We start from the raw sequence: 20,872 nt of genomic DNA, 5'->3' as shown, positions 1-20,872 counted from the left end.
CCGATCGGGACCTCCCGCCGCGCCGCCGGTAGTGTCGGGCGTTCGGCGTGGTTCATGGGGGTGCGGTGGTGCGTGCGCGTGTCGCGGTCGTCGTGACGACGGCCTGTGCCGGAGCGGTGGTGGGCACGCTGGCCTCGCTCGCCGCCAACGCCGCCACCGGCGACGGGAGCTGGCCGCTCGGCCTGGACGTCCTGCGCGAGCACCCGTGGGCCTCCCTCGGGGTGCTGGGCGTGCTGACGGTCGCGCTCACCGGCCTCGCCGTCGCCGGGCAGGAGCGGGGCGGAGCGGCCGCGGGTGACCCGCCGCCTCCCGCCGGGCCCGAGGTCCCGGACTGGGTGGTGGACCGGAGCGAGGCGGCCCTGGCCGTCGATGCCGTCTGTGGCGCCGGGCGCCGACGTACCGGGCGCCGACGTACGCGCGGGAGCCCCGGATCCGTGCTGGGGATCACCACGTCCCTGTACGGCGCCGGAGGCTTCGGCAAGACCACGCTCGCAGCCCTCGTGTGCGCCGGCCCGCGCGTCCGGCGGCGCTACCGGGGCCGGGTCTACATGGTCACCGTCGGCCGCGACGTGCGCGGCCCGGCGGCGATCTCCGCGAAGGTCGCCGAGGTGACCCGCTTCCTCACCGGCGACACCCAGGAGTTCGACGACCCCGCCCTCGCGGGCGCCCACCTGGGCCGCCTGCTGGACGAGCGCCCCCGCACCCTGCTCGTCCTCGACGACGTCTGGGAGAGCGAGCAGCTCGCGCCCTTCCTCCTGGGCGGCGCCTCCTGCGTCCGCCTGGTCACCACCCGGGTCGCCGCGCTGCTCCCCGCCGACGCCCGGTCCATCCGGGTCGACGAGATGTCCGAGGCCCAGGCCCGCACCCTCCTGACCCGGGAACTGCCCCGGCTGCCCGAGCCCGTCGTCCGCGATCTCCTGCGCGCCACCGGCCGGTGGCCCCTGCTGCTCCGCCTGACCAACCGGCTGATCGCCGGTCAGGTCCGCACGGGCGTGGCCCCCGAGGCCGGAGCCGCGCACGTGCTGCGCCGCTTACGCGCGGAGGGCCCGGCGGCCGTGGATCCGCCCTCCGGGCCGGAGAGGTGGGACCTGGACGATCCCAAGCGCAGGAGCGAGGCCGTACGCGCCACGGTCGAGGCCGCCACCGCCCTCCTCCCACCCGGCGGCGCCGCCCGGTTCGCGGAACTCGGCATGTTCGCGGAGGACGAGGCCGTGCCCGTCCCCCTCGTCGCCCGCCTCTGGCAGGCCACCGGCGGGCTCTCCGAGGAGGAGGCCCGCACGCTGTGCGGGGACCTGGCGCGGCTCTCGCTGGTGTCCCTGACCCCGGACAACGGCGGCACGGTCAGCCTCCACGACGTGATCCGCGACTACGTACGCGGCCTGCTGGGCGGAACCGAACTGACCGCGCTCCACGCCCGCCTGGTGGATGCCGTGGCCGAAACCCTCCCCGTCGCGGAGCCGTTGGCGCCCTCCGCGCCCGGCCCCGGCCGGGCCTGGTGGCTGCTGGAGGACGGCTACCTCCTCGACAACCTGATCGGGCACCTGGTCGCCGCCGGACGGGCGGACGGGGCCGAGGCGGTGGCCGGTGACCTGCGCTGGGTGGAGGCCCGCCTCGTACAGCGCGGCCCCACCGCGCCCGTGAACGACCTGCGGCACGTCCCCGCGCCCACCCCCGCCTCCGCCGCGCGCACCCGCGCCGTCGCGCGCGCAGCCGACCTCCTCACCCCCACGGACCCCGCCCACGCGCTGGCCAACGTGCTGCACAGCCGCCTCGAACCGTCCTCCCACTGGCACGACCAGGTCCTCGCCCGCCGGCAGGACCCGTCCCTGCGGCCCCTCCTGGCGAACCGGTGGCCCCTGCCCGATGTCCCCGTCGAAGCCCTGCGGCTCACCCTCACCGGGCACACCGCCGAGGTGAACGCGGTGGCGGTCGCGCCGGACGGCACCTGGTGCGCGACCGCCGACGACGACGGGATCGTACGGCTGTGGGATGCGGCGTCCGGCGTCTGTACGGCCACCCTCACCGGGCACACCGGCGAGGTGAACGCGGTGGTGGTGGCCCCGGACGGCACCTGGTGCGCGACCGGGGGCGCCGACGAGACGGTACGGCTGTGGGACGTCGCGACCGGGGCGTGCACCGCGACCCTCACCGGGCACGGCGACTGGGTGCGGTCGGTGGCGGTCGCCCCGGACGGCACGTGGCTCGCCACCGCGGGCGACGACGCGAAGGTGCGGCTCTGGGACGTCGCGTCCGCGACCTGTACGGCCGCGCTGACCGGCCACACGGACTGGGTGCGGTCGGTGGCGGTCGCCCCGGACGGCACCTGGCTGGCCAGCACGGGCGACGACGGGACCGTACGGGTATGGGACGTCGCGACCGCGGCCTGCGTCGCCGCACTGACCGGGCGCGCCGACGACATGAGGTCGGTGGCGATCGGGCCGGACGGGACCTGGCTCGCCGCCGTCGGCAAGGACGCGACCGCCCGGATCTGGGACAAGGCCGACGGCATGCGTCCCGCCGTGACTCTCGCGGAACACACCGACTGGGTGCGGGCGGTGGCCGTCGCGCCGGACGGCACGTGGTTCGCCAGCGGAGGCGACGACAAGAAGGTGCGGATCTGGGACGCCGCGACCGGAACGTGCTCGGCCGTCATCGACCTCGCCCACCTCGGGCTCTTCTGCGCTCCGCTGGCGATGGCGGTCGCCCCGGACGGCACGTGGCTCGCCCTCGCCAGCAATGACGAGAACGTACGGCTGTGGGACGTCGCGACCGGCGAGTGCACCGCCACCCTCGCCGGACACCCGATCCTCCCGCTCTCTGTGGCGGTCGCGCCGGACGGGACGTGGCTCGCCAGCGGCGGCCATGACAGAACGGTGCGGCTGTGGGATGCCGCCACGCACGCCTGTACCGCCGTCCTGACGGGGCACACCGGCCAGGTGCGGTCGGTGGCGATCGGACCGGACGGGACCTGGCTGGCCTCCGCCGGCAACGACAGGACCGTGCGGCTGTGGGACGTGGCGACGGGCGCGTGCACCGCGACTCTCACCGGGCACACCGGCAGGGTGCGGTCGGTGGCGGTCGCGCCGGACGGCACGTGGCTGGCCTCCACAAGCAACGACGACACCGTGCGGCTGTGGGACATCGAGACGGGCGCGTGCACGGCCACCCTCACCGGGCACACCGACGCGGTGAGTTCGGTGACGGTCTCGCCCGACGGCACCCGGCTCGCGACCACCAGCGACGACGGGACCGTACGGATCTGGGATGTCGCGACCGCGACCTGCGCCGCCACGCTGACCGGCCACACCGGTTGGTCGCTGTCGGCGGCGTTCGCGCCGGACGGCGCGTGGCTCGTCACGACCGGGGACGACGGGACCGTACGCGTCTGGCACAAGCCCGGAGGCACCCTCCCCACCACCGAACTCGCGGGCCACACCGGCGAGGTGCACGCGGTGGCGGCCGCGCCCGACGGGACATGCCTGGCCACCGGGGGCCACGACGAGACGGTGCGGGTCCGGGACGCGGCGACCGGCGACTGCCTCGCCACCCTGACCGGGCACACCGACCCGGTGCGGGCGGTGGCGTTCGCTCCCGACAGCGCGTGGCTCGTCACCGCCGGAGACGACAGGACCGTACGGATCTGGGACAGGAGCCACGGCACGGCACCGGACGTCACCCATGCGCGGGAGCAGGCCAGTTGGGCATGTGCCGTGGCGGCGTCCCCGGACGGCACGCGCCTGGCGACCGCCGGTGACGACGCGGCCGTACGGCTGTGGGACGCGGCCACCGGCGACTGCCTCGCCACCCTGACCGGGCACACCGACGCGGTGCGGGCGGTGGCGTTCGCACCCGAGGGGGCGTGGCTGGCCTCCACCGGGTACGACGGGACCGTGCGGCTGTGGGACGTCGCGACCGGCGCGTGCAACGCCACCCTCGACGGGCGCTCCGACGAGGTGAACGCGGTGGCCGTCGCGCCGGACGGACGACGGCTGGCCGCCGCCGGACACGACGGAGCCGTACTGCTGTGGGGCACGGCCGATCGCGCCCGTACGGCCGTGCTGACCGGACACACGGGCTGCGTGCGGTCGTTGGCGTTCGCGCCGGACGGCACATGGCTTGCCAGCGCCGGCCACGACGGGACCGTACGGCTGTGGGACGTCGCCACCGGGGCCCGTACGGCGACGCTCGCCGGGCACACCGGCGAGGTGAACGGGGTCGCGGTCGCCCCGGACGGGACATGGCTGGCCACGGCGGGCGGGGACGGGACCGTGCGGCTGTGGGACGTCGCGACCGGCGCGTGCACGGCGACCCTCACCGGGCACACCGGCGGGGTGAGCGCGGTGGCGATCTCGCCCGACGGCGCCTGGCTCGCGAGCGTCGGCGAGGAGGACCGGGCTGTGCGCGTGGCGAGCCGTGGCAGCGGTCGCTCCGTCGCGCTCGTACGCGTCAGCGGCATCCCGTCCGACTGCGTGTGGCTGCCCGACGGCCGTGGCCTCGCCGTGGTGGGGGAGAAGGGGCTGTACGCCTTCGAGCTGCGCCCCTGAGGCGTGGCCCCGGGCGCGGCGCGGCGCGTTACGGCAGGGCCGACTCCACGTACGCCGCGAGGCGTTCCCTGATCTCCTCGGCCGGGATTCCCTCCTCCACCGCGAGGTGCGTCATCAGGTCCGCGCGGACCGCCGCCAGCAGGGCGTGCGCGAGGAATCCCGCGTGGGCCGGGTCGGTCAGCTTCTCCAGCTCCCCGCGCAGCGTGCCGTGCCACCAGCCGTACGACGGCACGCGGTACGGGCTCGACGAGCCCGTCTCCTCCAGCGCGACGTAGAGGCTCAGGTTGTCGAGCTTGGCGCGGGCGACGGCGTCCAGGAGCGCCGGGATCCGCTCGCGCGGCGGCGTGCCCGGGCCCAGCGGCGCGGGGCCCTCGGCCGCGGCCTCCTGCAGGGGCGCCGTCCGCCGCCCGGCGAGCGCCTGGAGGAGCCCGGCGCGGTCGGTGAACGCGCGGAAGACCGTGCCCTTGCCGACGCCGGCCGCCGCCGCGACGGAGTTCATGCTCACCTGCGCGAGGCCCTCGCGCACGAAGAGGGCCTCGGCCGCGTCGAGCACCGCCTCCCTGTTGCGCACGGCGTCGGCACGGCTGCGGGGCTCGCGCATCCCGGTCACTCCCTCTGCCCGGCAAGGGCCTGCTGTCACTTGCTGTCACTTGCAATGCGGACCGGCGGTCCGTATGGTCGGAGTCGTAACGGACCGACGGTCCGCATTCTAGGCGAGGAGCCGACGATGACCGATACCGCCACCCCCGAGCAGGTGTTCCGCGAGGGACTCCGCCTGCTGGAGCAGAACGACTTCGACGCGTGGACGGGCCTGTTCGCCGAGGACGGGGTCATGGAATTCCCGTACGCACCCGAGGGCGCCCCGCGCCGGGTCGAGGGGCGCGAGGGGATCGCCGCCTACATGCGGCCCTTCCCCGAACACATGGAGGTGCACGAGCTGAAGGACATCGTGATCCACACGACGGGCGATCCCCGCACGGCCGTCGTGGAGTTCAGCTCCGCCGGACGCGCGGTCGCCACGGACGAGCCGTTCGCGCTCTCGTACGTCGTCTTCCTCACGGTCGACGAGCACGGCCGCATCACCCGCTACCGCGACTACTGGAACCCGCTGGACGCGCCCGCCTCCCTGCGTGCCGGATGGGAGCGCACCGGTGCCTGACCGCAAGGGAACCGTCCTCGTCACCGGCGCGACCGGCACCACCGGCAGCCGCGTCGTCGCGGCGCTCGCGGAGACCGGCCGTCCCGTACGGGCCGCGAGCCGCACCGCCCCCGTGCCCTTCGACTGGTACGACCCCGCCACCCACGACCCGGCGCTGGCCGGTGCCGAGGCCGTCTATCTCGTCCCGCCCGTCGGCGCGACCCACCCCGGCGAGGTGATGCTCCCCTTCCTCGCCCGCGCCCGGAAGGCGGGCGTGCGCCGGGCCGTGCTGCTCAGCTCCTCCCCGATCGAACCCGGCGGCCCGGCGACGGGCCCCGTGCACGAGGCGCTGCCCGAGGAGTTCGAGGAGTGGGCGGTCCTGCGGCCCTCCTGGTTCATGCAGAATTTCACGGGCGACCACCTCCAGGCCGAGTCCGTCCGCGCACACGGCGAGATCGTCTCGGCCACCGGCAGCGGCCGGGTCGGCTTCATCGACGCCGACGACATCGCCGCCGTGGCCGCACACGCGCTGACCGTCCCGGAACCGCCGAACACGGACTGGATCCTCACCGGCCCCGAGGCCCTCTCGTACGACGACATCGCCCGTACGCTCACCGAACTCACCGGCCGCGAGGTGCGCCACCGCTCCCTCACGGCGGAGGAGCTGAAGAAGCGCTGGGCACGGGACGTTCCCGAGAACTTCGCGGGCATCCTCGCGGAGATCGACCGCACGATCGCCGGGGGAGCGGAGGACCGCGTCACCGACGCCGTCGCCCGCCTCACGGGCCGCGCGCCCCGCTCGTTCGCGGAACACGTACGGGCCTTTGCCGACGTGACGGCCGGGAGCTGAACCGCCGGCGTTGACGAAAGTAATCCTTCTTCGGGGCGATGCGGTCTCCGCGCGGGGTCGGGGAGGCTGCTGCGCAGGACAGCGGAGAAGAGGAAGGCCGTATGACAGCGACCACGTCACCCGACTGGAACATCGTGGGAATCCTGGGGGCCGCACGTGGCGCGCGGTCCGGTGCCGGGGGCCCCATCGGCAGCGAACACCTGCTGGCGGGCATCACCACGGCCAAGGGAGCGGCCCGCGAAGCACTCGCGGCCGAAGGCGCGACCAAGGTCACGCTCCTGTCGGTCCTGCGGGACCGCCTGGACCGGGAGGAGGCGTGGAGCGCCGACGACGACCCGGAGGGCGCCGTCTCCGAGAAGGACATCCTGGGGGACGAGGGCGAGGAGCGCGTCCGTTACACGGGCGCGGCGGGCAGGGCGCTGACCTCCGCCAGGGAACTCGCCCGGCAGGAGGACGCCGCGAAGTTCGGCGCCGAACATCTGCTGCGCGGACTGCTGGCGGGGGACAACCGCGCCGTGGAAATGCTGGACACCTGCGGAGTCCCGCCCGAGGCCGTACTCGCCCGCCTCGACGGGGGCGCCGGAAGCCCGGCAGACGACCTCGCCCCCCTGCTGCACCCCACCCGCGACATCCTCCTCGGCCACAGCCACTACCGCCGCGCGCCGTGGTGGTCCCGGTGGCTGCTCAAGCGCGCCGGCATCAACTGGGCGGCGCGGCCCGCCTGGTGGGTCAGGATGGAGACCTACGAGCAGGCCCGCCGCCTTGCCGCTGACGCGGTCGGCACCGAGCATGTGCTGCTCGCCGTCCTCGCCACCCACGAGGTCGCGCTCCGTTACCCGCACCTGGCCCAGGAGGGCGACTCCGACGTCGCTTCCCGGTACGAGGGAGGCGAGCGGCTGGCCCGCCTGGGCCTCGACCACGCCTCCGTCCACGAGGCGCTGCGCTCCGGCGGCCGAGTCCACCTGGCGTCGGACGCCCGCCCGGTCGAGCAGTACCTCGACGGCGACAAGGGAACGGGCCCCCTCGTCCAGGAGCTTCTGGACGAGGAGACCCGTGCCCGTCAGCTCGTTCAGGCGCTCTCCGCCTGACGGCCGCCGTTCTTGATCCCCGACACGAACGCGTGCCAGGCGTCCGCCGGGATGAGCAGGGCGGGCCCCTGCGGGTCCTTTGAGTCGCGGACAGGGACGGCGTTGCCGGTGAAGCTGGTTGAGACTTCGAGGCAGTTGCCGCCGTTCTGATTGCTGTAGCTGCTCTTGCGCCAGTTGGCCGCGCTGATCATGGAGATAGTTCCTTTGCCGCTGCGGCGATCATGCTGAGTGATGCCTTGGGGGAGAGCGCGTCCGCTCGCAGCAGATCATAGGCATAGCGGTAGTCCGCGACATGCTCCGGAGCAGCCGTGACATGGCCGCGCGCACGGCCGTCGACGTAGACGACGTCCGCCCCCGCGTCCATGGTGAGACCGGCGAAGGCGCCCGCCATGCTCGCGTGTGCACCCACTTCGTACGGGACGACCTGGACGATGGTCCGACTGTCCTCCGCCGCGTCCAGGAGCACCCGCAACTGCCGTGCCATCAGCGCCGGTCCGCCGACCGCACGGCGCAGCACGTTCTCGTCGATCACGATCCAGAGCCGGGCGCGGTTGTTCCGTCCCAGGATGTCCTGCCGGGTCATCCTGGCCGCCACCAACTCGTCCGTGTTGGGCAGGCGGGCCGCGGCGAACAGGGCCCGCGCGTACTCTTCGGACTGCAGCAGCCCCGGGATCACCTGGTTCTCGAAGTTCCAGATCTCTGTCGCGTCCTGCTCCAGTTCCACGAACGGCCGGAACCAGTCCGGATACGCGTGCTGAATCACGATCGGCCAGAGGCGCTGGAACGAGCCGCCTGTGCCCAGCACTTCGTCGCAGCGCTGCGCGAACTCCTCCGTCGGTACGCGCTCGGCGGACTCCACCCGGGAGACCAGGGAGCGGTCACAGAACAGGCGCTCGGCCAGGGCGCCCTGGGAGAGACCGGCCTCTTCCCTCTTGATCCGCAACTCCGTGCCGAAATACGCGAGGGTCGAGACGCGAGGGTTGCTCTTGAAGTCGGCGCCGACTTCGTTCTCTGCCGCCATCATCTGCCTTTCAGCTCTTGACAACTGCACCTGCACGGTCGGCTCCCTCCTCTCATCATGCCCGGAGCGCGATGCTGGGACCACGGAAAGTGAAGATCCCTCTTCAGGCCCTCCTCAGAAAGGCGCCCCCTATGCGGTCTACCGTGATCAAGCTCCGTGAAGCAGACGACGTGTCCCGGCGGTTGCGGGCGGCGCTCGCGCATGTGGACGTACTGTTGCCGTCCCTCCGCGTGGACCTCTCCTCGTGCACCGACACGCTCACGGAGCCGCTGCTCGATCTGGGCCGTTGCAACATCGCGACGGCCGAACGGCTCATCGCCGCCCTGGCGGAGGAGGGGTGAGGACGGAACGGGCGTACGCCCGTATGCGTTCGTCCCGGGGCGTCAGGCAGCAGCTCGCACAGCGGACGGACTCGGCGCTCGTGTAGAAGAGGCAGCAGGTGCGGCGCAGATAGCGGAGGTGCCCGGCGACCTCGACCACCTCGCCGAGCGGCTCCAGGCAGGTACCCGCGCTGAACTCGGCCCAGCGCGGGGCCAGTTCGTGTACGGCCCCGCGCGAGGCGCACAGCGCGGTCGCGCAGCCGTGCGCGACGCCGCCCCGCAACTGGCGCAGTCCGGCGCGGGTACGGGCGTGCAGCGCGTCGGCCAGCGGCAGCAGGTGCGTGTGCAGCACGGCGGAGTGCAGGGCGGTCAGGGAGGGGTCCAGGGTGCGCGCCTCGCGCAGCCGTACGCCGCCGATGCCGTGCGCGGCGGGGCGGACCAGGACGTTCTCCGGGCGTACGTCCCACACCCGGCCGTGCAGGGCCCAGTCCAGGACGGCGGCGGCCGTGACGCGGCCCGCGTAGACCGCGATCAGCGTGAGCGCGGCGGCGTGCGCGGTGCGGTGGCCGCTGGAGCCGGTCTCCGCGTCGAGGAGGACGCCCAGCTCGGCCCCGGATGGGTCGAGCAGACGGTCGCACGGCAACCAGCCGCCGTCCCCGGGGTCCGGCGTGCCGACGGCGAGGTCGTAGCGGGGGCCGTGGTCCAGGAAGAGTTCGTCCAGCGGCGTCACTCGGCCTCCCCGGGGGCCACGCCCAGATAGACGACCGTCGGGAGTCCCGTCACCGCGTGCTCGGTGACCTCGGCGCGGACCCCGTACACCTCGGCGAGCATCCCCTCCGTGAGGACCTCGCCCGGCTTCCCGCCCGCGACGACGCGGCCCTCGCGCAGCACGTAGAGGCGGTCGCAGTACGTGGCCGCGAGGTTGAGGTCGTGCAGGGCCAGGAGGTTGGTGGTGCCGAGGTCGCGGATGAGGCCGAGGAGTTCGAGCTGGTAGCGGACGTCGAGGTGGTTCGTCGGCTCGTCCAGGACGAGCAGCACGGGCTCCTGGACGAGCGCGCGGGCGACGAGGGCGCGCTGGCGTTCGCCGCCGGACAGCTCCTCGAAGCGGCGCCCGGCCAGCCCGGCCGCGCCGGTGCGCGCGAGCGCGTCCCGTACGAACTCCTCGTCCCGGACGGTGTCGCCCTCCCAGAACCTCTTGTGCGGCGAGCGGCCCATCGCCACGACCTGGCGCACGGTGAGGCCCGCGACGCCCTGCGCGTCCTGCGGGACGGCGGCCACGTGCCGGGCACGGCGCCGGGCCGTCATCGCGACCGCGTCCTCGCCGTCGAGCAGGACGCGGCCGGAGGCGGGGCGCAGGGTGCCGTAGACGCAGCGCAGGAACGTCGTCTTGCCGCTGCCGTTGGGGCCGACGACGCCGACGGTCTCGCCGGGCGCGGCCTCCAGCGAGACGCCGTTGAGCAGGCGGTGGCCGTCGACGGAGTACGTCACGTCCTCGGTCGCCAGGGACGCGCTCATGACGGGACCCCCTCGGTGCGCTGGCTGCGGCGCAGCAGCCAGAGGAAGAACGGGCCGCCGGTGAGCGCCGTGAGGACCCCGACGGGGATCTCCTCCGGCGCGGCGACCGTACGGGACGCGAGGTCGGCCAGCACCAGGAACGCGGCGCCGCCCAGGGCCGAGACGGGGAGCAGCGCGCGGTGTCCGGCGCCGATGACCATCCGCGCGGCGTGCGGCACCATCAGGCCGACGAAGCCGATCGCGCCGCTCACCGCGACGAGCACGGCCGTCACCAGCGAGGCCAGGAGGAAGACGGCGGCGCGGAACCGGCCGGTGTCCAGGCCCATCACGGTCGCGCTCTCCTCGCCCGCCAGCAGCAGGTCGAGGGGACGGGCGAGGGCCATCAGCGCGACCAGGCCCAGCAGCATCGCGACGGCGGGCAGCGGCAGGCTGTTCCAGCGCGCGCCGCCCAGCCCGCCGAGCGTCCAGAAGAGGATCTCCCGCAGGTGTTCGGTCTTCGAGGACGTCACGAGGACGAGGCTGGTGAGCGCGGAGAGGATGTACTGGATCGCGACCCCGGCCAGCACCAGCCGCCCCGTCGTCAGCACGCCGCCGCGCCGCGCCATCGCGTAGACGGCGACGAGCGCGCACAGGGACCCGGCGAACGCGCCCGCGTTCATCGTCAGCGTGCCGACGCCGAAGACGACGACGAGGACGGCGCCCGTCGAGGCGCCCGAGGAGATGCCCAGCAGGAACGGATCGGCCAGCGGATTCCGTACGAGTGCCTGGAGCACGGTGCCGACGACGGCGAGCCCGGCCCCGACGACCGCCGCGAGCAGCACGCGCGGCAGCCGCACGTCCCGCACGATCGTCGTGAACGGGCCCGGCTCGGCGCCGCCCGTCAGTGCGGCCACCACGTCGCCGACGGGGATACGGACGGAGCCCAGCGCGAGGCTCGCGAGGGCCCCGGCGACCAGCAGCGCGGCCAGCGAGGTGGTGAGGAGCGCGAACCGCAGCCGACCGGGCACGGCCCGGGCGCTCACTTCGCGCGGCCCTGCTCGTAGCTTTCCGGGTGGAGCTGGCGCGCCAGCTCGTCCACCGCGTCCGGCACGCGCGGCCCGACCACGACGGAGGAGAGCGGCATCACGGCGAACCGCTTGTGCTTGATCGCCGGTACGTCCTTGAGCGCGGGGTCGTTCAGGAGCCGCTTCTTCTTCTTGGCGAGGGAGGTACCCCGGTAGTCGTAGATCACGATGGTGTCGGGGTTCTTCTCGACGACCTTCTCCCAGGAGACGTCGCCGAAGGGCTTGTCGACGGAGGAGAAGACGTTCTCGGCGCCCGCGCGCTCGATGATCTCGTTGCCGATGCCCTTGCCGCCCGCCGTGAACGCCGCGTTGTCACCGCTGTCGTACACGAACACCCGTGTCTTCTCCGCGCCCTTGAGCCGCTCGGCGGTGGCCGCGAGCTGCCGGTCCTGCTTCTCGATCAGCTTCTCGGCCCGCTCCGGGACGCCGAAGGTGCGGGCGACCTCCCGGATCTCCTTCTGGAGCTGCGGCACCCCGACCCGGCCCTTCGCACAGCTCTCGGTGGCCAGCCGGGTGTTCACCCCGCTGTCCTGGAGGGCGGGGCGCTCGCGGCCCTCGCCCTTCTCGAACGCCGAGGGGTACGCGCCGTAGACGAAGTCGGGGTTCGCGCCGAGGAGGGTCTCCTTGGACGGGTACTCCTTGGCCAGCACCTTGACCTTGTCGTACGCCTTCCGGTACTCCGGCACGATCTTGTCGTCGAGGAAGGCGGTGCCCGCCATCCGGTCCTGGAGACCGAGGGCGAGCATGATCTCCGTCGTGTTCTGGTTCATCGTCACGGCCCGCTCGGGCGGCTTCTCGAACGTCGTCTTCACGCCGCAGTTCGTGACCGTGTACGGGAAGCCCTCCGGCGCCTTGCCGCTGCCGCCGTCCTTGTCGTCGGCGGACGACGCGCACCCCGCGAGGGCGGATGCCGGTATGAGCAGCAGCGAAGCGAGAAGCGCACGGGTGCGCAGGGCACGGGACATGACGATGCCTGCCTCCTCAAGGGGATCCGCGTCCCCTGACCTGGTGAGGTTGGCGGCAGACCAGTATCTGACTCCCGGCGGACGCCCCTGGGGGAGCGCCGCCGGTCACAGTGGCGGGACCGTGCCGGGTTCGCACCGGCTTCCTGGCCTCTGCCGCCTCGAATGAACACAGGCAGTCTTCCATACCCCGCGACCAGCGGTGGAGCCCCGTCAGGCGCGTTCGCGCTCCTCCCGGCGCTCCAGCGCGACCTCCGGCAGGCGGCGGGCGAGGCCCGCCGGGAGCCACCAGGCGCGCGCGCCCAGCAGCCGCATCACCGCGGGCACGATCAGACACCGGATCACCACCGCGTCCAGCAGGATCGCGACGGCCAGCCCCAGCCCGAACTGCTGGAGCATCCGGTCCGGGCTCAGCACGAACGCCGCGAACACCACGATCATGATCGCCGCCGCAGCCGTGATCACCTTCCCCGTCGCCGCCAGCCCCTCGCGGACCGCGAGCCGGTGGTCGCGCGTACGCTCCCACTCCTCGTGGATGCGGGAGACGAGGAAGACCTCGTAGTCCATCGACAGCCCGAAGACGATCGCGAAGATCATCACCGGGATGAACGCCTCGACGGGCCCGGGCTCCGCGCCGAACCAGCCCTCCTGGAAGACCAGCGTCACCGCGCCCAGCGCCGCCGAGATCGACAGCAGGTTCAGCAGCGCCGCCTTCAGCGGGATCAGCACCGAGCGGAAGACCACCAGCAGGAGCAGCGCGGACAGCCCCACCACCAGCGCCACGAACAGCGGCATACGGTCCGAGACCGAGTCCGCGAAGTCCAGCGCGGCGGCCGTGGACCCGCCGACCAGAGCCTTCTCGCCCGTCCTCGCCGTCACCGGCGGCAGCACGTCGTCCCGCAGCCGGTGCACGAGGTCGGCGGTCGCCTCGTCCTGCGGGGCCGTCTCCGGGAACGCGAGCACCGTCGAGACGGCGCCGTCCTCCGAGGGCAGCACCGGCGAGGCGGCGGCGATCCCGTCCGTACGGGCGAGCGCGGCCCGCAGCTCCCCGGCGGCCTCCGCGCCGCCCCGGCTCACCACCACGAGCGGCCCGTTGAACCCGGGCCCGAAGCCCTCCGCGAGCAGGTCGTACGCCTCGCGGCTGGTCGAGCCGCGCGGATCGTTGCCCGCGTCGGCGAAGCCGAGCCGCATGTCCAGCGCGGGCGCGGAGAGCGCGAGCAGCGCGACGACCGCCGCGGCCAGCGCGGGCAGCGGGCGCCGCTGCACGGCCTCGGCCAGCGCCCGCCAACGCCGCCCCTCCGCCCGGCCCTTGGCCAGCGCCCGTTCCGCACGGGCCCGCACGTGCCGCTCGATCCGGTGCCCGGCCACCGCGAGCAGCGCGGGCAGCAGCACCAGCGAGGCGACCATGGTGACCAGCACGGTGAGCGCGACGGCCACAGCCACGCCCTGCAACGCCCCCAGCCCCAGCGCGACCAGCCCCATCAGGGCGATGATCACGGTGCAGCCCGCGAAGAAGACGGTGCGGCCGGCGGCGTCGAGGGCGGTACGGGTCGCGGCCGAGGTGCCCGCGCCCCGGAGCAGTTCGTGCCGGTACCGGTAGAAGACCAGCAGGGCGTAGTCGACGCCCACCCCGAGCCCGACCAGCATCATCAGCGGCGGCGTGAAGTCGGCGACGGTGAAGACGTGCGAGGCCAGCGCGATCAGCCCGACCGCCCCGCCGACCGCGAACAGCGCCGTCACCAGCGGCAGCGCGGCGGCCACGAGCGAGCCGAAGAGCAGCACGAGGATCACGAGGGCCGCGAGCATCCCCGCGCCCTCGGCGGCCCCGCCGCCGCCCTCCTCCGCGCCGCGCACGGCCTCGCCGCCGACCTCGACCCGCAGCCCGTTCCCGTCGGCCTCACGGGCGGTGTCGATGATCCGCCGGACGTCCTCCTTCGGAACGCTCTCGGCCTTGCCGTCGAGGGTGACGGTGGCGTACGCGATGTCCCCGTCCGGGGAGACGGCGGACCTGTCGCCGTACGGGCTGCGGACGCCGGTGACGCTCGGCAGCCCCCGTACGCGGTCGAGCGTCCGCTCGACGGCGGCGCGCTCGCCGGGCAGGTCGTCCCCCTCGAACACGACGGACACGCTGTCCCCGGCCTGCGCCGAACCGTGCTTCTCCAGCAGGTCGGTCGCGGCCTGCGAGTCGGTGCCGGGCAGCGAGAAGTCGTTCCGGTAGTCGCTCCCGGCCCCCTGCGCGCCCACGGTGATGGCCCCCACCACCAGCACCCACAGAAGCAGTGCGGTCCAGCGATGCCGCTGGGCCCAGAATGCGAGGCGTGCGAGGGGCGAGGTACGTAGCTGAGTCATCCCCCCACCGTGAGCCGCCCCCACGCCCTCACCCATCCCCCCACAGTTGACACCCCACTACCCCCACAGTCGCGCCCTGTCAGCGCTTGCCCCTTCAGGGGCGCGGGCCTGTGCCTGATGTGCGGCTCCGCCGCGCGGGGCGCGACCGGTCACAACACATCGGGGCTTGCCCCCTCCAGGGGCGCGGGGAACTGCGCGAGCGGCCACGGCGCAGCCGCAGCCTGCGAAGCACGGCACGGGGCACCCCGTACCCAGCCCTCATCGCGGGGCACCCGGCGAAGGGGGCTGCGCTTGCCAGCCCTGCGCCTCCGCGCAGACCTCCCAAGCACAGCGAGCGGGAGGGAGAAGCGGGGCTTGCCCCGTTAGGGGCGTGGGGGGTAACCGGAGCTCAGGGGTTCAGCCAACTTGGGCGTACGAGGGCTGACTCGTAGGCGAGGACGACCAGTTGGGACCGGTCACGAACCCTCAGCTTCGTCATGATCCGACTCACATGAGTCTTAGCCGTAGCAGGACTGAGCGTAAGCCGGCCCGCGACCTCGTCGTTGGAAAGCCCCTCCGCCACGAGCCGCATCACCTCCCGCTCGCGCTCCGTGAGCGCGTTGAGCCGGGGCGAGGGCCCGGGCGGGGCGACCCGCCCGGCGAACTCGGCGATCAGCCGCCGCGTGACCCCGGGACTGATCAGCGCGTCGCCCCGCGCGGCAACCCGCACCGCGTGCACCAGCTCCTCCGGCTCGGTGTCCTTGACGAGGAAGCCACTGGCACCGGCGCGCAGCGCCGCGTACACGTACTCGTCGAGGTCGAACGTCGTCAGCATGACGACCCGCACGTCCTTCAGCCACGCGTCGGCGGCGATCCGCCGGGCCGCCTCCAGCCCGTCCGTGCCCGGCATCCGGATGTCCATGAGCACGACGTCGGGCCGCACCGCGCGGCACCGCGCGACGGCCTCCTCGCCGTCGCCCGCCTCCCCGACGACGTCGAGGTCGTCCTCGTCCTCCAGGATCGAGCGGAACCCGGCACGCACCAGCCGCTGGTCGTCCACGAGCAGGACTTTGATCATGAGGAGGGGGCTCCGTTCAGCAGGGCGGAAGAGGCGAGCGGCAGCCGCGCCCGTACGGCGAAGCCGCCCCGTTCGCCGGGCCCGGCGGTCAGCTCGCCGCCCAGCGCACGGGCACGTTCGCGCATACCGGAGATGCCGCTGCCGGACAGCGCCCCCGAGGGGCCCCGCCCGTCGTCCACGACCTCCACCACCAGCTCGCGCCGCCCACGGGCGAGCCGGACGGCGACGTCCGTGGCGTACGCGTGCCGGCTCACGTTCGTCAGCGCCTCCTGCACGATCCGGTACGCGGCCCGGTCCACCTCGACGGGCAACGGCCCGTCGCCGCCGTCGTCACCGCCACCGGTCGTCGTGACCCGTACGTCGAGCCCCGCCCGCCGCGCCGACGCGACCAGTTCGTCCACCCGGTCCAGGCCGGGCACGGGCGCCGTGGGAGCCGCCTCGTCGCCGTCGCGCAGCGCGCCGAGCGTCGTCCGCAGCTCGCGCAGCGCCTCCTTGCTGGACTCCTTGACCGCGCCGAGCGCCTCGCCCGCGCCGCGCGCCCCGCGCTCGGGGTCCTTCCGGAACCGCCGCAGGGCCGCCGCCGACTGGACGTTGATCAGCGAGAGATGGTGCCCGATGCTGTCGTGCAGCTCGCGCGCGATCCGCAGCCGCTCCTCGCTGGCCGCGTGCCGCTCGGCCTCGCGCGCGTACGCGAGGCGGCTGTGCCGCGCCCAGCCGAGCGCGACGGTCGCGACGAGCCACCCGGCGAACATGAACAGCGCGACGTTGTTCACGTCGTCGTTCCCCGCCGCCGTCCCCGCCGCGGTGCTGAGCAGCGCCACCGCGGCGAGCACCACGGCGGCGGGGAGCAGGCCCCGCGCCGCGACCACGTAGAGCGCGACGATCACGGCGAGCAGCAGCGGCCCGTCGTAGGCACTGGTCAGGTAGTACGCCCCGCTGGTGACGAGCGTCAGCGCCGCGACGCCGACGGGCCGCCGCCCGCTGAACGCGAGCGCGCCGCAGGTCACGACGATCAGCGCCCACCCGAACACCGTCGTCGGCCACGCCTCGTCGCGCCCCTTGGCCAGAATGGGCACGGTGCCCCCGGCCACCAGCACGAACACCCCACCCGCGAGCGCCACACCTGGACGAGAGAGCACGCCGGAACCCATACACCCAGCGTAGGCCGCACCCCCGCACCGTGCGTCCGGCCTCGGGCGCACCCCATGGCCGCGACCCCGCAACCGGGGGAGTACGCCCGTGCCGCGGGGTCACAACCTGAGGGGTAGGAGGTTCAGGTGGCGGGGTCGGTCCTCGTTATGGAGGGCATGCAGACGGGCGGCCCGAAGTAGGCGGGGTTCTTCATTCCCTCCTCGGACGCAGAGGGCTGAGCGGTCTTGCTCTGCTCGTTCTCCTGACGGTGAACGGCTGACGGAGGCTGTTCCCCCTGGGGGGACATATCCATGTGCATCGTGCTGTATTTCCTTCGGGATGATCCGGTGTGGAACGTCGCGACGATCTTTCGAGCGCAGACGGTAACGGCAACGTCGGAGCATCCGCAAGGGTATGCCGCAAGTGGAATGTTTATTAACGGATCAGTAAGTTTGAGCGACCCCGCGTAAGCGTCCCTCGATGCGCTCGGATTCGGATCTGTCAAATTTTTTGAATATGCCAAGCGCCCGCTGCCAGAGGGAATACGCCACATCAATCCGCATTGCGTCCCATTTCAGCTCGGCGAGCGCGTCGCAGGCGCGTGCCTCTTCCTCGGGGGACTGGATGCGGGAAGCCAGGGTGATGGCTTCTGTGAGATGCTGTTCGGACATGTCGAGTCGGCCCAGGCGATGCTCGGCGGAGCCGATTCCGCGAAGCGCCTGCGCCTCCTCAAGGCCCGCACCCAGGCTCCGTGCCAAATCCAGCGCGGAGCTGTGCCGCGCCAAGGATTCCTCGTATCTGGCGGCTCGTTGGAGCGCGTTCCCGATGGAGATGAGGGTGATGGTCTCATCTCGCCTATCGCCCAGGTGCTGGAATGAGGTGAGCGCCATGCCGTAGAGCTCCAGCGCTGACTCCAGCTCCTCCGGAATGCGGTACGTGTTGGCGAGATTGAGCCGTGCCATCGCCTGTTCGGAGCGGCTCCCCGATTCGATGGATATCTCCAGGACACGGGAGAACGATTCGCGTGCGGAATCCAGCTCTCCGATGTGGACCTGGGTCTCCGCCAGGTTGTTCAAGGACTGGCAGACACCTCGCATATCACCGGATTCCCGGAAGGAGGACAGGGCGTCGCGGAAATGTCGAGAAGCCGCGACAGGATCTCCGAGATGAAGATGGGCGATTCCCAGCGTGTTGGTGCTGCGGGCCTGCCCCCAGGTGTCTCCGGAGCGTGTGCGGATGTCCAGCGCCTCTTGCAGCAATTCCCGCATCACGGGATATTCGCCGCGGTGCCAGTGGAGTATTCCGAGCTGGTGCAGCGCCTCGGCGGTGGAGTCCGGGTCGTCGAGCGAACGGGCCAGGGCCAGTGCCTGTTGCCCGGAGGCCGCCGCCTGCGCGTACTGCCCCGCGTGGGCCTCCGCGATGCTCAGGTCGATCCGGGCGAGGGTCTCGGCCCGCCGGGCTCCGCCGGAGCGCCAGTGGTCGGCGGCGTGGCCGTGCATGACCGCCGCCTCGTGCCACAGGCCCTCCGTGTCCAGGAAGGACGCGAGGGCGTGGGCGAGTTCGGCCGCCGGCCCGGGGAGGCCGTGGGCGCGCGCGTAGTGCTCGGCGCAGATGAGGGCGCCGGCCTCGGCCCGGAACCACGCCTTCGCCTCCCGGGCTTCGGTCCACTGGGGCAGTTCGCGGGCGACGGCGGCGTGCTCCAGGGGGAAGCGGGGGCGACGGGGATGAGCGAGGGCGTCGGCCCGGGCGGCGCAGGCGAGGGAGAAATCGGCCTGTCTGCGCAATGCGGCTTCCGGTTCCCCCGGTGTGTCACGGACGAGCGTCAGCGCGTATTCGCCGAGCAGGTCATGGAATCGATAGCGCTCGGGTTCGGGCTCTTGCAGAAGATGGCTGTCCAGGAGGGCGTCGATGTGCCGCTCCGTCTGGTCGAGCGGTTCATCGATCAATGCCGCGGCAGTGTGCGAGGTGAAGGTCGCTCCCCAGTGGAGCCCGAGTCGGCGGAAGGCGGACCGCTGCTGTTCTGTCAGGGTCCTGTACGACAGCGAGAAGACATGGTGGATCTCGCGCTGCCCGTCGCGGATCTCGCCGAGTCTCTGCTTGCTGCGCGCGATCTTCTCGCCGAGATAGCGCACTGTCCACGCCGGTCGGGAATTGAGCCGGCCTGCGGCGAGTTCGATGGCGAGAGGAAGCCGCCCGCATGATTCGACGATGCGTGCCACATCGTCCGGGTCGGTGTTCCGGGACCGGGCCGGGCCGATGAGTCCGGTGAAGAGCGCGGTCGCGTCTTCGAGAGGGAGTACGTCGAGGAGGACCGACCGGGCTCCGGGAAGATGCCCCAGCCGGTTCCGGCTGGTGATGATGAAGAGAGAAGGGCAGTCCTGGACGAGGAGCGGGCGGACCTGCTCGTCGCTCGCGGCGTCGTCGAGAATGACGATGGCCTGACGGGTGCTGAGCGTGTTCCGCCACAGTGACGTGAGTTCGTCCAGCCCTCGGGGGAGAGCCTTGGGCGAGAATCCCATCGCTCTCAGGAGAGAGGTCAGGGCGGCTGAAGGGGTGAGCGGCTTCCTTCCCGCAGAGTGCGCGCGCAGGTCGAGGTATATCTGCCCGGAAGGAAATCTCGGGCTGAGCCGGCGTCCGACGTGGAAGGCCAGCAGGGTCTTTCCGACGCCGCCCATTCCGGAAATGCTCTGGAGCGTGATGACAGCTCCTTGGGGTAACTCCTGCAGCGTGCGTAACTCGGCCTCTCTCCCCACGAGGTCACCATGTGCCGGGATGTTGTTGGGTTTCTTCCCCTCCCCGGCCGTGACATGGGCGGCACGCGGTTTCGAAGGATCGAGGATCCGTTCTACGGGTTCCTGTTGAAGGATGAGGTGGTGGATGCGCCTCAAGGGTGTTCCCGGATCAGTGCCGAGTTCCTTCTTGAGCCGCTGTCTCAGTGTCTCGAAGAGCCGCAGTGCCTCGGCCTGTCTGCCGCTTCCGTAGTGCGCCACCATGAGCTGGCCGGTGAGGGTCTCGTCCGTGGGCTGCTGCTCCAGCAGGCTGCTGAGTTCGGCCACCAGCCCGGTGAAGTGCCCCATGCGGAGCTCAAGAGCCGCGCGATCGAGCTGCGCCGCGAAGCGTTGCGATTCCAGTCGCATACGAACGTTCTCAGGCCACGAACCGGTCAGCCCCGCAAGAGCCTCACCCCGCCACAGGGCTTCCGCCTCGCGGAACGCGCCCAGCGTCCGCGCCTCGTCGCCGGATGCGGCGGTGCGGGCGCGCTCGGTCAGCCGCTGGAACCGGAAGCTGTCCACGGACTCCGGGGCGACGTCGAGACAGTAGGTGTGGGCCTGCTGGACCAGGCGTTCGCCCCCGGTGGCGTCCCGCAGGCGCCGCCGGAGCCGGGCCGCGTAGGAGTGCAGGCTGGCCCGGGGTTTCCCGGGCGGGTCGTCGTCCCAGAGGCGCTGGGTCAGCGCGTCGAGCGGGACGGACCGGCCGGCGTCGACGGCGAGTGCCGCGAGCAGCGCGCGCTCCTTCGCCGAGCCCAGCGCGTCGTGGTGTCCACGCGCACGTATGCCGATCGGTCCCAAGATCACGATCTCGAAGTCCACCAGCGTTCCCTTCGCCGGTTCGACTTGCTCGCTCTTTGCCGGGCGATGGCCTCCCTTTGCCAAAAGAGGATGACATGTTGTCAACTCCGGTCACCAGGCAGCCACTCTTGATCCCTCTTCTTGGCTGAAATGACCCACCGTCAGCAAGCAGCCGGTCTGCGGTGTCGGACTCGCGGGTAGCTTCCCTGCGCTTGGGGATCCCCATGAGCGATCCATCACCGGAGGGGTGAAGGAATGCGCCCG

General features: G+C 72.6%; 16 protein-coding genes and 1 riboswitch. Of the genes, 5 read left to right on the top strand and 11 right to left on the bottom strand.

The window, feature by feature from the left end:
• Positions 1 to 68 precede the first annotated feature (68 nt).
• Positions 69 to 4,544, top strand: a complete 4,476-nt coding sequence (locus ABD343_RS23855; RefSeq protein WP_344531361.1) for an NB-ARC domain-containing protein — start codon at positions 69 to 71, stop codon at positions 4,542 to 4,544.
• A 28-nt stretch (positions 4,545 to 4,572) separates the two neighbouring features.
• Here the strand turns inward: ABD343_RS23855 and ABD343_RS23850 are convergent, their stop codons facing one another.
• Complete coding sequence (locus ABD343_RS23850; RefSeq protein ID WP_344531360.1) at positions 4,573 to 5,145, bottom strand: TetR/AcrR family transcriptional regulator; 573 nt, start codon at positions 5,143 to 5,145, stop codon at positions 4,573 to 4,575.
• A 126-nt stretch (positions 5,146 to 5,271) separates the two neighbouring features.
• Here ABD343_RS23850 and ABD343_RS23845 point away from each other — a divergent pair, with 126 nt between their 5' ends.
• The 3 genes from ABD343_RS23845 to ABD343_RS23835 all read left to right on the top strand — a co-directional run bounded on the left by ABD343_RS23845 (position 5,272) and on the right by ABD343_RS23835 (position 7,620).
• On the top strand, positions 5,272 to 5,703 hold the full coding sequence (locus ABD343_RS23845) for a nuclear transport factor 2 family protein (protein ID WP_344531359.1): 432 nt from the start codon (positions 5,272 to 5,274) through the stop codon (positions 5,701 to 5,703).
• The gene (locus ABD343_RS23840; RefSeq protein ID WP_344531358.1) at positions 5,696 to 6,532 is read left to right on the top strand and encodes an NAD-dependent epimerase/dehydratase family protein; all 837 of its coding nucleotides are present in this window, start codon (positions 5,696 to 5,698) and stop codon (positions 6,530 to 6,532) included. Before ABD343_RS23845 ends, ABD343_RS23840 begins: the two co-directional genes overlap by 8 nt.
• A gap of 101 nt (positions 6,533 to 6,633) precedes the next feature.
• Positions 6,634 to 7,620, top strand: coding sequence for a Clp protease N-terminal domain-containing protein (locus ABD343_RS23835; protein WP_344531357.1), 987 nt, complete (start codon positions 6,634 to 6,636; stop codon positions 7,618 to 7,620).
• Here ABD343_RS23835 and ABD343_RS23830 read toward each other — a convergent pair.
• Positions 7,602 to 7,811 carry a DUF397 domain-containing protein gene (locus ABD343_RS23830; protein WP_344531356.1) on the bottom strand — a complete coding sequence of 70 codons (210 nt, stop codon included), beginning with the start codon at positions 7,809 to 7,811 and terminating at the stop codon, positions 7,602 to 7,604. The two genes, ABD343_RS23835 and ABD343_RS23830, sit on opposite strands and share 19 nt — an antisense overlap.
• On the bottom strand, positions 7,808 to 8,677 hold the full coding sequence (locus tag ABD343_RS23825; protein ID WP_344531355.1) for a helix-turn-helix domain-containing protein: 870 nt from the start codon (positions 8,675 to 8,677) through the stop codon (positions 7,808 to 7,810). Before ABD343_RS23825 ends, ABD343_RS23830 begins: the two co-directional genes overlap by 4 nt.
• A 95-nt stretch (positions 8,678 to 8,772) precedes the next feature.
• Here ABD343_RS23825 and ABD343_RS23820 point away from each other — a divergent pair, with 95 nt between their 5' ends.
• Positions 8,773 to 8,982 (top strand): hypothetical protein, encoded by a 210-nt coding sequence (locus tag ABD343_RS23820; protein WP_344531354.1) that lies wholly within the window; start codon positions 8,773 to 8,775, stop codon positions 8,980 to 8,982.
• Here the strand turns inward: ABD343_RS23820 and ABD343_RS23815 are convergent.
• From ABD343_RS23815 to ABD343_RS23780, 8 genes are all read right to left on the bottom strand, one after another.
• Positions 8,954 to 9,691 (bottom strand): (2Fe-2S)-binding protein, encoded by a 738-nt coding sequence (locus ABD343_RS23815; RefSeq protein ID WP_344531353.1) that lies wholly within the window; start codon positions 9,689 to 9,691, stop codon positions 8,954 to 8,956. The two genes, ABD343_RS23820 and ABD343_RS23815, sit on opposite strands and share 29 nt — an antisense overlap.
• Positions 9,688 to 10,476 carry an ABC transporter ATP-binding protein gene (locus ABD343_RS23810; RefSeq protein ID WP_344531352.1) on the bottom strand — a complete coding sequence of 263 codons (789 nt, stop codon included), beginning with the start codon at positions 10,474 to 10,476 and terminating at the stop codon, positions 9,688 to 9,690. Before ABD343_RS23810 ends, ABD343_RS23815 begins: the two co-directional genes overlap by 4 nt.
• Positions 10,473 to 11,483, bottom strand: coding sequence for a FecCD family ABC transporter permease (locus tag ABD343_RS23805; RefSeq protein ID WP_425578287.1), 1,011 nt, complete (start codon positions 11,481 to 11,483; stop codon positions 10,473 to 10,475). Before ABD343_RS23805 ends, ABD343_RS23810 begins: the two co-directional genes overlap by 4 nt.
• Before the next feature lie 11 nt (positions 11,484 to 11,494).
• Positions 11,495 to 12,505: an ABC transporter substrate-binding protein gene (locus ABD343_RS23800; RefSeq protein WP_344531350.1), complete on the bottom strand. Its 1,011-nt coding sequence runs from the start codon at positions 12,503 to 12,505 to the stop codon at positions 11,495 to 11,497.
• A gap of 41 nt (positions 12,506 to 12,546) precedes the next feature.
• Positions 12,547 to 12,701: riboswitch (cobalamin riboswitch) on the bottom strand.
• A gap of 14 nt (positions 12,702 to 12,715) precedes the next feature.
• On the bottom strand, positions 12,716 to 14,851 hold the full coding sequence (locus ABD343_RS23795; protein ID WP_344531349.1) for an MMPL family transporter: 2,136 nt from the start codon (positions 14,849 to 14,851) through the stop codon (positions 12,716 to 12,718).
• Between the two features lie 388 nt (positions 14,852 to 15,239).
• Positions 15,240 to 15,908, bottom strand: coding sequence for a response regulator (locus ABD343_RS23790; protein ID WP_344531348.1), 669 nt, complete (start codon positions 15,906 to 15,908; stop codon positions 15,240 to 15,242).
• On the bottom strand, positions 15,905 to 17,059 hold the full coding sequence (locus ABD343_RS23785; RefSeq protein WP_344531347.1) for a sensor histidine kinase: 1,155 nt from the start codon (positions 17,057 to 17,059) through the stop codon (positions 15,905 to 15,907). Before ABD343_RS23785 ends, ABD343_RS23790 begins: the two co-directional genes overlap by 4 nt.
• 423 nt (positions 17,060 to 17,482) lie before the next feature.
• A complete protein-coding gene (locus tag ABD343_RS23780; RefSeq protein WP_344531346.1) occupies positions 17,483 to 20,629 on the bottom strand; it encodes an AfsR/SARP family transcriptional regulator in 3,147 nt (1,048 codons plus the stop codon).
• Positions 20,630 to 20,872 lie beyond the last annotated feature (243 nt).

Source organism: Streptomyces albiaxialis, from assembly GCF_039530985.1.
In the GTDB taxonomy this organism is placed as follows: Bacteria; Actinomycetota; Actinomycetes; order Streptomycetales; family Streptomycetaceae; genus Streptomyces; species Streptomyces albiaxialis.
The sequence above is the reverse complement of the archived record's forward strand: the minus strand, read 5'-3'. Positions and strand labels throughout refer to the sequence as shown.